The organism is Neglectibacter caecimuris, assembly GCF_034335015.1.
GTDB lineage: Bacteria > Bacillota > Clostridia > Oscillospirales > Acutalibacteraceae > Acutalibacter > Acutalibacter caecimuris_A.
On the sequence record NZ_JAWXXK010000004.1, the window covers coordinates 183,214 to 195,492 of the forward strand.

General features: G+C 46.0%; 12 protein-coding genes. 11 read left to right on the forward strand and 1 reads right to left on the reverse strand.

Annotated features, from left to right (window positions below; all coding sequences use genetic code 11):
• The 11 genes from U8T64_RS07160 (at position 1) to U8T64_RS07210 (ending at position 11,289) form a co-directional block, all read left to right on the forward strand.
• On the forward strand, positions 1-1,080 hold the full coding sequence (locus tag U8T64_RS07160) for a GNAT family N-acetyltransferase (protein ID WP_322182365.1): 1,080 nt from the start codon (positions 1-3) through the stop codon (positions 1,078-1,080).
• On the forward strand, positions 1,077-1,571 hold the full coding sequence (locus U8T64_RS07165; protein ID WP_322182366.1) for an HD domain-containing protein: 495 nt from the start codon (positions 1,077-1,079) through the stop codon (positions 1,569-1,571). The genes U8T64_RS07160 and U8T64_RS07165 overlap by 4 nt, the downstream gene beginning before the upstream one ends.
• 159 nt (positions 1,572-1,730) lie before the next feature.
• Positions 1,731-2,693: a LacI family DNA-binding transcriptional regulator gene (locus U8T64_RS07170; protein ID WP_322182367.1), complete on the forward strand. Its 963-nt coding sequence runs from the start codon at positions 1,731-1,733 to the stop codon at positions 2,691-2,693.
• A 100-nt stretch (positions 2,694-2,793) separates the two neighbouring features.
• Positions 2,794-3,714, forward strand: a complete 921-nt coding sequence (locus tag U8T64_RS07175; RefSeq protein WP_322182368.1) for a transketolase — start codon at positions 2,794-2,796, stop codon at positions 3,712-3,714.
• Positions 3,711-4,658 (forward strand): transketolase family protein, encoded by a 948-nt coding sequence (locus tag U8T64_RS07180; protein ID WP_322182369.1) that lies wholly within the window; start codon positions 3,711-3,713, stop codon positions 4,656-4,658. The genes U8T64_RS07175 and U8T64_RS07180 overlap by 4 nt, the downstream gene beginning before the upstream one ends.
• 4 nt (positions 4,659-4,662) lie before the next feature.
• On the forward strand, positions 4,663-5,640 hold the full coding sequence (locus U8T64_RS07185; RefSeq protein WP_322182371.1) for a hypothetical protein: 978 nt from the start codon (positions 4,663-4,665) through the stop codon (positions 5,638-5,640).
• Positions 5,641-5,743: 103 nt separating this feature from the next.
• The gene (locus U8T64_RS07190; RefSeq protein ID WP_322182372.1) at positions 5,744-7,087 is read left to right on the forward strand and encodes an ABC transporter substrate-binding protein; all 1,344 of its coding nucleotides are present in this window, start codon (positions 5,744-5,746) and stop codon (positions 7,085-7,087) included.
• A gap of 120 nt (positions 7,088-7,207) precedes the next feature.
• A complete protein-coding gene (locus U8T64_RS07195; protein ID WP_322182374.1) occupies positions 7,208-8,104 on the forward strand; it encodes a carbohydrate ABC transporter permease in 897 nt (298 codons plus the stop codon).
• 12 nt (positions 8,105-8,116) lie between these two features.
• The gene (locus tag U8T64_RS07200; RefSeq protein WP_322182375.1) at positions 8,117-8,989 is read left to right on the forward strand and encodes a carbohydrate ABC transporter permease; all 873 of its coding nucleotides are present in this window, start codon (positions 8,117-8,119) and stop codon (positions 8,987-8,989) included.
• Positions 8,990-9,023: 34 nt separating this feature from the next.
• The gene (locus U8T64_RS07205) at positions 9,024-9,836 is read left to right on the forward strand and encodes an aspartate/glutamate racemase family protein (protein ID WP_322182376.1); all 813 of its coding nucleotides are present in this window, start codon (positions 9,024-9,026) and stop codon (positions 9,834-9,836) included.
• A gap of 19 nt (positions 9,837-9,855) precedes the next feature.
• The gene (locus tag U8T64_RS07210) at positions 9,856-11,289 is read left to right on the forward strand and encodes a four-carbon acid sugar kinase family protein (RefSeq protein ID WP_322182377.1); all 1,434 of its coding nucleotides are present in this window, start codon (positions 9,856-9,858) and stop codon (positions 11,287-11,289) included.
• A 128-nt stretch (positions 11,290-11,417) separates the two neighbouring features.
• On the opposite strand, the gene U8T64_RS07215 is transcribed toward U8T64_RS07210, so the two are convergent.
• Positions 11,418-12,269 (reverse strand): sugar phosphate isomerase/epimerase family protein, encoded by an 852-nt coding sequence (locus U8T64_RS07215; RefSeq protein WP_322182378.1) that lies wholly within the window; start codon positions 12,267-12,269, stop codon positions 11,418-11,420.
• Positions 12,270-12,279: the final 10 nt, after the last annotated feature.

Consider the following 12,279-nt stretch of genomic DNA (forward strand, 5'->3'; position numbering starts at 1 on the left):
ATGGAGCGAATCGAAACGGCACGGCTGATCCTGCGTCCTTGGCAGATGGAAGACGCTGAGGATCTGTATGAATACGCGAAAAATCCGGAGGTGGGCCCCAATGCGGGCTGGAAGCCTCACGACAGCATAGAGGAAAGCCGGGAGATCATCAAAATGTTTACCGCTCCGGAAAAGCCCGGCGTGCTTTTTGCCATAGAAGAGAAGGAGAACGGAAAGGTCATCGGCTCCCTGGGGATCGAGGAGGACGGCCGCCGCCCTCAGGTAGAGGGCGCCTTCAGCCTGGGCTATGTTCTTTCCCAGGCGTTTTGGGGAAGAGGCCTGATGACAGAGGCGGTCAGCGCCGCCATTGACTATGCTTTTCAGAATTGCCACGCGAAGTTGTTTTCTGTGACTCACTATCCCTTTAACAAACGCTCCCGGCGGGTGATCGAGAAATCCGGCTTCTATTATGAGGGCCTCCTTCGTCAGGCGAGCCGCCGCTATGACGGTACGGTGCTGGATCTTTGCTGCTATTCCATGACTGCTGCGGAGTATTACCTGCTTCAGGCAAAAAAACGGGGGCTTTTTCTGATCCTGCCGGAGGAAACCACACTGGAGAAAATTGCGGATTACCAGGCCGAGTGGGGAGAGGAGCGGATCGTTCCCGGCGCGCTGGCCCCAAAGGAGGGAAAAAGTCCGAAGCAGTGGCTGGAGCACAATATTGCCGGGCGTGTTTACCAGGCAAGTCCGGAGCTTGTGACCGCCCATACATGGTTCCTGACCAATGAGGCAGGGGAGCTTCTGGGCGGGATCGATCTGCGGCACCGGCTGACAGAGCCTCTGCTTCGCACCGGAGGCAATATTGGTTACGGCATCCGCCCTTCCTGCCGGAGAAAACACTATGCCCCCTGTATGCTGGCCCTGTGCCTGGAAAAGGCGGAAGAACGGGGCATGGAGCGTGTTCTGGTTACCTGTGTGGAGGAAAACCGGGCCTCTGCCGCTGTGATTGAGGCCTGTGGCGGTGTTCTGGAAAACAAGCTGGAAGAGGAAGGAGGGGTCTACCGACGCTACTGGATCAAGCTGGGAGGAAAAGCAAAATGAACCATACGCCGTTACTGCTTGCCATGGCAGAATACGAAAGCGGCAATGTGCCGAGGGTCAACCACTTTCTAAAGGTGTACGCGTTTGCGAAGGCCATTGGAGAGGGGGAGGGCTTTTCCCAAACGGAGCAGCGGCTTACCGAGATCGCGGCCATCGTTCACGATATCGGCATTAAGCCCAGCCTGGAGAAATACGGCAGCGCCGCCGGAGAATACCAGGAACGGGAAGGCCCGGCCGTAGCAAAAGAAATGCTGGAAAAGCTGGGGTATTCCGCGGAGATCATGGAAAGAGTGTGCTATCTTGTTGGCCATCATCATACCTACAGTAAAATTGACGGCAGGGATTATCAGGCGCTGGTAGAGGCGGATTTTCTCGTCAATATCTTTGAGGGAGAAATGAAGCGCCCGGAAATCGAAGCAGTGCGAAAAAATATTTTTCGTACTGGAACCGGAAAAAAGCTTTTAGAAAGTTTATTTTTGAGATCGTTATGAAAGTTCATGTGAAAAAGGAAACACATACTTCGTAACCAGGGAAGGCTGCTTAAAATTTTTTTATTGGGAATTTTCACAAAATGTATTGACAAAAGACTCAGGCGGGTGTATTTTAATTACAGGGTGTTAACGTTAACATAGATTAGAGAGCGTGATTATGTGACGATAAAGGATATTGCAAAGCTGGCCGGGGTCTCTCATACTACTGTTTCCAGAGTGATTAATAATAGCTCCAGGGTCGCTCCGGCAACAAAGCAGCGGATTCTGGATGTCATACAGGAAAAGGGCTTTGTGCCGAATCAAGCAGCGCAAACGATGATCAGTGGCAGAAGCTATGAATTAGGTCTTTTAGTTCAATATGATATTTCCACATTTCCCATGGAGTTCTTTTCCACCATTCTGGAAGGCATTGTAAGCGAAATTCAGCGTTATGGATATACGCTCAGCGTGTTGTTCAAGGGGGCGAATAACAGAAAGGTTATCAACCGCCTGGATGGAATATTCATTTTGGGAATAAATCAAAAAGAAACTAAGATATCGAAAACGGATATGCCCGTGATCTTTATCAATCAGGAAGGCCCTTCTCCCGATATAGGACATGTGGTCGCTGACGATGAGGGCGGGGCATATCAGATCGTCAGTCATCTTATTGAGCGTGGTCATACGCACATTTGTTTTCTGAATGGAAGGTCAGCCGTTGAATCTGGCCAAACGAGAAAAAGAGGCTATTTAAAGGCGCTCAGAGAACACAGGATCGAATTTGACCCGGAGTACGAGATCTTTGGTGATTTTGAATACTATAAGGCATACGAACAAACAAAAACCAAATTGGCGCAGAGGCCGGAGATTACTGCCATTTTTTCTTCTACGGATCTTATGGCCTTGGGCGCAATAAAGGCGATAGGGGAGCTGGGGCTGAAAATTCCTTCGGATATTGCGGTTGCCGGCTTTGATAATCAGGTTTTTTCCGAATACACATATCCTTCGCTCACCACGGTTTCCAAGCCTCGCCGTTTAATGGGAGCGGTAGCAGGGAAAAGAATGATCGATATCCTGAATGGTAAAGAGATCAGTGGTGGAGTGATCCTCCCAACTGAACTGATCATTAGAGATTCTACATAATTGTATTATCTCAGCAGCTTTTTTGCGCGGCAAAATGTTAACGTTAACATTTTTAGAATTTCGTTTGTACTGCTGCATTTTAACAAGGAGGAGAGCAAAAATGAAAGAGCTGTCGTCAGAGGAGATACTGGAATTAGAAGAGAGGGCCTATGAAATAAGAAAGCTGGCGACTCAGGCGATTGTCAGCGGGCAATGGGGACATATTGGAGGCAGCTATTCTTTAGCGGAAATTCTGGCTGTTTTGTATTGGAAGATCGGAAACTTCGATGAAAAAGACCCTGATTTTTCCCTGAGAGATTATGTAGTTCTTTCCAAAGCTCATGTTTCACCCGCGTTATACGCGGCATTGGCTTTGAGGGGATTTTTCCATGAAGAAAGAATTGAGTCATATGCTCAGCTGTCAGGCTTGGAGGGACATTTGAGCGGGAAGGATACTCCTGGTGTGGAAAGCAGCGGAGGCTCTTTGGGGCTGGGTCTTTCTTTTGGCTCCGGAATTGCACAAGCACTAAAATTGCAGGAAAGATATTCTCAAAGGGTTTATTGCATTTTAGGAGACGGCGAACTCTCTGAAGGGCAAATATGGGAAGCCGCGATGTTTGCCTCAAAAGCTCATTTGGATAATTTGGTTGCCATAGTCGATTATAACAAGGTTATGGCAAAGGGGTTTCTGTACGAAGAGTTGGGTGAAATGCGTTTGAAAGAAAAATTTCTTTCGTTTGGCTGGCAGGTGCTTGAGACAGACGGCCACGATGTAAAATCGCTGAATAACACATTGCATTGCGCCAAATATAGGGGAGAAGGAAAACCGATTTGTATTGTTGCCCATACGGTAAAAGGAAAGGGCGTTCAAGAATGCGAATTCAACTACAAATGGCATACCCATGGCCCTTCCTGGAGTAAGGCAAATGAGTTTGTACAGGAGATGTCCGCGTTTCATAACACAGAATACGTGCCGCTGAAGAAAAGCCGGAAGCAACCTGAGCAGGGATTGCAATTTATTGTGGAGGGAACGAAAGAATGAATTTTTATCAGGAAGATTTGCGAACCGCTTATGGAAAAGCGTTAGTAGATCTGGGGAAAGAGCGTCAAAATGTTATCGTGCTGGATGCCGATTTGAAAACATCTACCATGACATCGCTATTTGCCGATGCCTATCCAAAGCGTTTTATTCAGTGCGGCATTGCAGAGGCAAATATGATGGGGATAGCAGCCGGGTTGGCGCATCTTGGCTATGTTGCTTTTCCAACAACATTTGCTGCGTTTGTGATCCGAAAAGCTCTTGATTCATTTTACATGCATGCTTGTTTGCACAATTCCTCTGTCAAGGCGGTAGGTGCGTATTCTGGATTGACCGCAGGTGAATGTGGGCCGTCCCATAACGAATGTGAGGATATCGCTATCCTGCGGACTATGCCGAACCTTAAAATAGCAGTGCCGGGTGATAATTGTGAATTGCGGGCTGTAATGAAAAAAATGGCAGCGGAACCGGGGCCCGCTTATCTCCGTCTTGCAAAAGCCAATATGCCTGTTTTATTTGACAGTACCTATCAATTTGAATGGGGTAAAGGGGATTTATTGAGAGAAGGCTCGGATATCACACTGGTTTCCACAGGAATGATGACAGGCATTGCATTAAAAGCTGCGGAATTGTTATCCACCGATGGATATTCGGCGCAAGTAGTTCACATGGCCTCAGTTCATCCGCTTGACGAAGAGTTGCTTTTGAAATGCGCCCGTCGTACAGGTTGTCTTCTGACAATTGAAAACGCCAAAATTTCAGGCGGCTTCGGATCGGCGATCCAAGAGCTGATGTGTAGAGAATATCCGGTTCGTGTTTGCTGCATAGGGGTAAGAGATGAAGTGGTTGGAAGCGATACGCTTTCTTCCCTGCTGGTTCATCAAGGCTTGACTCCTGAGGCAATGTATCTGCAGGCAAAGCTCTTGATTCAGAAAAAGGGGGATTAAAGAAATGAATTCTTTAACAAAAAACTTATCCATATCCGGAACGGAATTCTTCTTGGATGGCAAGGCTTTTGATTTGAGAGGATATAGCTTCTTTAACGCCATTTTTAACGAGCGCTTCTGTGAATCGGAGGAAATGATGGCGGTATATCTTCGAAAATTCAAAGAATACGGCATTAATACGTTGAGAATATGGTGCCAGTGGGATTTTAAAACTCCCGATATCCATTTTGTGGATGTTGTACCGGAGAAGACTTCCTTGTTTACCATGCACGGAGAGATAAAGCCATCCTATGCGCAAAGACTAAAGCAGATGATTTTATGCGCCGACCGGTTGGACATGATTTTGGAAATTTGTGCATTTGCTCATGAGAGATTTTACATTCGGGATGAAAATTACTTTCCCTATGAAATAATTCCAGTTCAGGAGAAATCGATCAGAAACCTGACCGAAATGCTAAGGCCTTACCGTAATATCATTCTTCAAATCTGGAATGAATGCTCGTTTGAGACCGTGAGGTACTTGAATATTGCAAAATCGGTAGATCCAGACAGGATCTGTACCAGCTCGCCGGGATTTGCCGGAGTTTTAGGCGATGAAGAGCAAAACCGATTATTGGATGTTTTGACCCCCCACACATGCAGATCCGAGCATGAGAATTTCTGGGATAAGGCGGCGGAAGAGATCGGATTTTTGTTGAACCGGTATCATAAGCCGGTCATAGATGATGAACCGGCAAGATGCGGAATTGTAGAGCATGGGGGGATCCCGGGAGGCACACAGCCCTGGCAGCACATTCAACAGATAAAAAATATTCGTGCATTAGGCGGATACCATATCTATCATCACGATATGTTTCAAAATCCGATCCCGCATTCTTCGACACCGCAAAATGGAATACCCGAGCCGGATTTCTCTTCTTTCCATCAAGAGGTATGCCGTTATATTCAAGCTTTGGCAAAGGAAGCAGGTGATATTCCATAAAGTGATAAAGCAGATACCGGTCAGACATAAGGAACGGAAATGGTTTCATGCTGTAATGAAAAACGCATACATGGTTTTCGTGATACCAGAGAGGAGCATTTTTATGAAAAAAGTAGTTTCAGCTTTAGTAGCTATATGCTTATGTTTGAGCTGCTTCACTGCTTGCAGTAATGCGCAGCAGAATTCAAGTAAAAAGCCTGAGTCCAGCAAATCAACCGCTTCCGGTAAGGTTTCTTCTGAGACCTCCGTGGAAAAAGCAAAGGTCGTTTTTTGGGATCTGGCATGGGGTCAGGACGATTACTTGAATGCGGCAGAGAAACTGGTTGAACAATTTAATGAAGAGCATTCTGATATTGTTCTTGAATATCAGGCGATCCCCTGGGATGGTTATCTACAGAATTTTACTACCGCAATCGCAAGTGATGCCGGTCCTGATATGAGCACAGGCGGCGGCTCCATGCAGCATCTGTTTGCGACCATGGGTGAAATTTTGACGCTTGATCCTATTATTGAAGCTTGGGAGCGGGAAGGCACACTTGACGATATTGATCCAATTGCGCTTTCTCTCATTCGGTATGACGGAAAACAGATAGGCATTCCGTGGCAGTTTGATCCCAGAATGATGTGGTATAACACTGAGCTTTTTGAGCAGGCAGGTATTACAGAACTGCCTGCCAACTTGGACGAGTTTAAAGCAGCTCTGCAGAAGCTGCAGGGATCCGGCGTAAAGAATCCATTTGTTTTAGATGGAAAAGGCGGATATGAAGCGCTGTCTTTTTGGCAGTCAATAGCATTTGAATTTGGCGGTGGAATGGTAGAGGATGGGAAGGTCATCGTTGATTCCGCTGAAAGCAAGCAGGCCTTTTCCTATATAAAGGATCTTATGGAAAACGGCTTGATTCCGCAGGATGTTGCCGGCTGGTCTGCAGACGATGCGAAAACACAGTTTTTACAGGGAAACGCAGGTGTAATTTGGGGTACGGGAGATATCAAAGTGCAGGCACAGCAGCAGGCGGCGGACATGGCTGATAAACTGGCGATCCTGCCACGTATTACTTCACTGACAATCAACCCCGCAAATTCTATCATGGGATACAACAAGACAGAAAATAAGGAAGCAACCTTGGAAGCGATCAAATGGTGGAGCGAAAATGAACTTCCTTTGTTTACTGATGGAAAGCTGGGGAAGATCCCCGCTCGGAAGTCCTTTATGGAGGATCCGGCAGTGATTGGAACTGGCTCAAATCAGGAAATCATTGAAAAAATAGTTCCCAATAGCGTAGGAAATGGATATCCGAATTCCGAGCTCTTCCCACAGTATCAGACCATCATGGGCGACTTGGTAATTACCAATGCGTTCCAGGAGTTGCTTTTGACTGAAACCAGCGTTGATAATGTTGCGGCAAAAGCAAAAGAAGAAATCGAAGCCATTATGGAAGCAAAGTAATGTTTTCTAAAATCTTTTGGGGCACAACATAATCATTAAAACCAGTATGCGTTTTTCATTATAGCATGGAATTCTCCCAATATTGAACGGACTATCAAGCCGGTGAAGGAGGAATTTAATTTGAATGGGTTGAAAAGCAAAATCCGGAAAAACCTGCTTGGATATTTGCTCGTTTTGCCTGGAATAGCTTTTGTTCTGCTGATAAATGTATACCCGCTGTTTCATGGGATCGCATTGGCATTTCAAAATGCGTCGATTTATAATTTGACATCGAAAAAGGATTTTATTGGAATTGATAATTTTATAAAGCTTTTTACGCAGGATAAAGATTTTTTGGGGATCCTGGGGTTCACCTTTTTGTATACTGCGGTTGTAGTGTTTGGATGTTATATCATCGGTCTTTCTCTTGCGCTGCTGGTCAACAGAACTTTTAGGGGCAGGAGCCTGTTTCGGTCATTCGTATTGATCCCATGGGTTTTGCCCACTGTGGTGGCGGCTTGTGCGTTCTCCAATACATTAAGCACGAGCGGGATCGTAAACTCCGTTCTGATAAGGTTTGGCGTAACAGACAACCCAATCATGTTCTTTGCCACTCCGGGCTGGGCAAAGTTCAGTGTGATTATCATGGGGCTTTGGAAGGGGTTTCCGTTTATGGTCCTGACCCTTTTAGCCGGCTTACAGGTGATATCTGAGGAGATGTACGAAGCGGCGGCAATTGATGGCGCCAGTAAGAGACAGGCTTTGTTTTATATAACGCTGCCTCTGATGAAAAATATTTCCTTTATTGCCATTATGCTAAGGTTTATCTGGACCTTTAATAACTTTGAACAGGTTTATCTGCTAACCGCCGGCGGGCCGATCAAAAGCACAATGACAGTGTCGATCCATTCATATCTGACCGCCTTTGTCAGAAATGACTTGAGTTATGGCGCAACGATCACGTTGACCATGATGGCGTTCTTAATGATTTTGATCGTGGTCGCAAGAATGATCATGAATAGGAACGAAGCAGAATAGGGGGGAAGAAAAATGAAAAAAAGATCGCAAACATTTAATGCCGGCAATAACATAAACAGTGCTCCGATTCTTCTGCAGGGCCTTTTCTATTTGTGCTTGTTGGCTGTTTTGCTCATCGTTTTGCTTCCCTTTGTCACTATGCTGCTGAATGCCTTCAAGCCCCGTGCGGAATCGCTTTCAGCAAATATTCTGCCTTCCAGGCTGTCTTTTGAAAGCTTTGAATATGTCTTATCTGCCAGAGACAATTTGTTTTTCAGAAGTCTGTTAAACAGCATTAAAGTTTGCAGTATAGTAGTTGTCATACAAGTTGTGGTCGCGGGTTGTTGTGGGTATGCGTTTTCCAGGTTTAAGGGGATATTCTTTCGTGGGTTTTCAAATTTAATGCTGCTCCTGTATATGATTCCGGGCGGTTTAACATTGATCCCTCTTTTCATCATATTTAAGAACCTGTCTATTACAGATACGCATTTCTCGCTTTTTTTGGCCTATACCTCAATGACGATGCCATTTTCCGTTTGGATGACAAAAGGATATATCGACAGCGTTTCCTTCAGCCTTGAAGAATCAGCAATGGTGGAAGGAGCGTCACAATTTAAGGCTTTTTATAAAATTATTCTGCCGATCATTCTTCCCGGAATATCTTCTGTAGCAATTTTTACTTTTATCAGCTGTTGGCAGGAGTACCTCATGTCAAGTATTTTTGTAAAAGATCAAAAGCTGATCACTATGACGGTTGCGCTGCAGATGTTTGTTCAGGAATTCGGTTCAGATGTGGTTTCGCTTATGGCGGCAGCCTGCTTAGGGACGATCCCCATGATCATTCTGTTGATATTTGGGCAGCGATATATCGTTGCGGGTATGACTGCCGGAGCGGTAAAGGGTTAGCGGGAGAAAAATGATTCTATATGAGGATGATGATATGAAAAACTACAATTATGACGAAAAAGAGCTCCTGCTCTTTGAAGAATATGCCAAAGTGTTTACACTACCTTCCTTATGCGGCCCAACAGGAACAAATTCAAAATTAGCCGGAAAGCGCTTGGGGATCGTCAATGGCTCCAGCTGGGTCAGCGTATGGTCAAATTATTTCAGCCATAAGATCCTGCCTGAGGTGATGCGTTTAAATGTAGGAAATGACGGGATGCAATATAATTTTATGTTGGCTCACAAAAATGGGGAAGCCTGTCCGCCGGAAAAAAATATACAGGCTATGGCTGATGAAGCGGAGCAGCTCTGCGATCTGTATAGGGTCGATGCACTGATCTGCACCTGTTCTACAATGAATCGCGCCTATCCTGTCGTTGCAAAGCGAGTGGAGAAATACGGGATCCCCGTTGTGCAGATCGATATCCCGCTGATGGAGCAGGCTCTTTTGACCGGAAATAGCATTTTGGTAATTGCAACACATGGCCCTACTGTGGATAATACAAGAATTTTACTACAGGAAACCGCTCAAAGGCTTCAGAAAAAACCTGTCATTTACGGCGTAACGGAAGAATCAGCTTTTGAAGAGATCGCCAGTGGAAATATCAAAGCTCACAATGAAATTATTGCGAATGCGATCCGGGCCAGTAAAAAGAAATTTGACTTTGACGTAGTGGTATTGGCACAGCTGTCCATGTCGGTTTTCAAATTATCATTTCCCGATTGCGAAAAAGAGTTTGGGGTGCCGGTTTTGACCAGCGGCGAATGCGGTTTTGAGCGGATAAAAGAGATATTGCTATCACAATGATCGGTATGAGGATAAATTGATGTGTAAAGAACATGAGATAAGCGCCGAGATCCTGACACAACATCCAGCGCCTGATTCCCAGACGCTGGATGAGCTGCTAAAGCAGGAAATTACGGAAAGTAACCGAAAGCTCATCGTGCTGGATGACGATCCAACAGGTGTGCAAACAGTACATAATGTTTCTGTATATACAGGCTGGGATAGAGAAAGTATTCGTGCCGGCTTTAGGGAAAAGAATAAGCTGTTTTTCATTTTGACTAATTCCCGAAGCTTTACTGTTGAGCAAACCACCGAAGCGCATCGGGAAATTATCAAAAATATTACTTCAGTTGCCAAAGAAATGAAAATGGATTATCTTGTGATAAGCCGCGGCGACTCAACTCTGCGCGGTCATTATCCTCTGGAGACAAGACTTCTGAAGGAAGGGATCGAAAAACGGGAAAACTACTGTGTGGATGGTGAAATTTTTTGTCCTTTTTTCAAAGAGGGCGGGAGATTCACCATTGACAATATTCACTATGTGAGGTACGGAGACGACATGATCCCTGTGGGAAAAACTGAATTTGCCAGGGACAAGACCTTTGGGTACTCTTCCTCTGACCTGTGTGAATTTATTGAGGAGAAAAATAACGGCGAGTTCCCGGCTGGCTCCGTTACCTGCGTTTCTTTGAGCAGCTTGCGTGCACGGGATCTTGATGGAATCACAGAACAGCTTATGAATGTCAAAAGCTTTCACAAAGTGGTTGTAAACGCAATCGACTACAATGATATAAAAGTATTCTGCATTGCTTTATATCGTGCGATGAAATGCGGAAAGCACTTCTTGTTTCGAACAGCGGCGTCGTTGGTAAAGGAAATAGGGGGCATACAGAGCCGGCCGCTTTTGACCCGGAATGAAATGCTTCTATCCAAAAACAGGAATGGCGGAATCGTTGTAGTTGGCTCCCACACACAAAAAACGAATAGACAACTGGAGGCATTGCTGGGTTTATCAGGATTAGAGGAGATCCCTTTTAACTCTGATATTGTTTTGATGGGGGAAGAAGCTCTTCGGCTGGAAATAGAGAGCACAGCATCACAAATCGATAAAGCGGTTAAAACGGGAAAAACGGCGGTGGTGTATACAAAGCGTGATTTGCTGATCGTTGAGAGTGATACGAAAGAAAAGGCACTGATGCGATCTGTGAAAATATCTGACGCAGTACAATCAGTCATAGGAAATTTGCAGGAAACGCCGAGCTTCGTTGTAGCGAAAGGCGGGATCACCTCAAGTGATATTGGAACAAAAGCATTAAGAGTTAAGCGGGCAAATGTACTGGGGCAACTTCGGCCGGGGATACCTGTGTGGCAAACAGGCGAAGAAAGCAAATTTCCACAGATGCCATATGTTATTTTCCCGGGAAATGTCGGCGAGACAGATACTTTAAAGGAGGTTGTGCAGGCTTTGCTGTGAATCGGCCGAAATGGCAGGGTGTTTAGACTTGTACCGTAGGCTGTTGGATATCTTGTCTTTATCAAGTCAAAAGTAAAAAAGGAAGGCTCCCGAATTTTTCGGGAGCCTTCCTTTTTTAAAATTTCGTTTTACAGATTCGCCTTCAGCCAGGCAATGTCTTCCTTCAGGCAGGAAATGCGGTCCTTGCCGCCATAGTTGGCTTCACGCTCCACCACGTAGAGCACGCCCTGGCGCTGAGCGTCGGCAGCTGCCTTTACGGCCTTCCAGTCCACAATGCCGGTGCCGGTGGGCACATTCAGCTTGTCACGCTCTTCCATCATCTTCAGGAATTCCGGGGGGAAGATGGGCTTTCCGTTTTCGTCCAGCTCAAACTTGGGCCATTCCTTCTTTTCATGGCGGGAATCCGCCGGATCGGGGCCGATAACAGCGCCGTTTTCCTTAATATGGATCGCGGCAATGCGGCCCGCATGCTTCTGAATATAGTCTACCGGGTCAATTCCGGCGGCAGAGGCCCAGCCGCAGTCGATCTCAAAAGCCACCGTTTCGGGATCGGTATTCTCCATCACCCAGTCGAAGAGGTATTTGCCCTGATCGGTATTAAATTCCTGGGTGTGGTTATGATAGCCGATGGTAATGCCGTAGGGCTTGGCAAACTTTCCGAACTTATTGAGATCTTCGGCCACTTCCTTGGCTTCCTCGGCAGAGTTAAAGGCAGTCATGGGGCAGGCCACAAATTTCACGCCCAGCTTTGCGAGGTAGGGAATATCCTCTTCCATGAAATCAAAGGCAACATGAGCGGAATCAGCGGTGATACCGGCATCGTCCAAGGCCTTCTTTACGTCTTCTACCGGCAGACCGGCATACTCGCGGGCAAATTCCACACCCGCATAGCCCATTTCCGCGGTGGTCTTAATTTTCTCCAGAGGGGAGAGGGGGCAGTCAAACCCGAAGGAATACTGCTGTAAATTTATTTTTGCCATAAGGAAACAT

Coding starts and splice junctions, on each gene's coding strand:
- U8T64_RS07190 (WP_322182372.1), top strand. CDS start 5,744: ATGAAAAAAGTAGTTTCAGCTTTAGTAGCTATATGCTTATGTTTGAGC.
- U8T64_RS07175 (WP_322182368.1), top strand. CDS start 2,794: ATGAAAGAGCTGTCGTCAGAGGAGATACTGGAATTAGAAGAGAGGGCC.
- U8T64_RS07200 (WP_322182375.1), top strand. CDS start 8,117: ATGAAAAAAAGATCGCAAACATTTAATGCCGGCAATAACATAAACAGT.
- U8T64_RS07165 (WP_322182366.1), top strand. CDS start 1,077: ATGAACCATACGCCGTTACTGCTTGCCATGGCAGAATACGAAAGCGGC.
- U8T64_RS07160 (WP_322182365.1), top strand. CDS start 1: ATGGAGCGAATCGAAACGGCACGGCTGATCCTGCGTCCTTGGCAGATG.
- U8T64_RS07205 (WP_322182376.1), top strand. CDS start 9,024: ATGAAAAACTACAATTATGACGAAAAAGAGCTCCTGCTCTTTGAAGAA.
- U8T64_RS07180 (WP_322182369.1), top strand. CDS start 3,711: ATGAATTTTTATCAGGAAGATTTGCGAACCGCTTATGGAAAAGCGTTA.
- U8T64_RS07215 (WP_322182378.1), bottom strand. CDS start 12,269: ATGGCAAAAATAAATTTACAGCAGTATTCCTTCGGGTTTGACTGCCCC.
- U8T64_RS07210 (WP_322182377.1), top strand. CDS start 9,856: ATGTGTAAAGAACATGAGATAAGCGCCGAGATCCTGACACAACATCCA.
- U8T64_RS07185 (WP_322182371.1), top strand. CDS start 4,663: ATGAATTCTTTAACAAAAAACTTATCCATATCCGGAACGGAATTCTTC.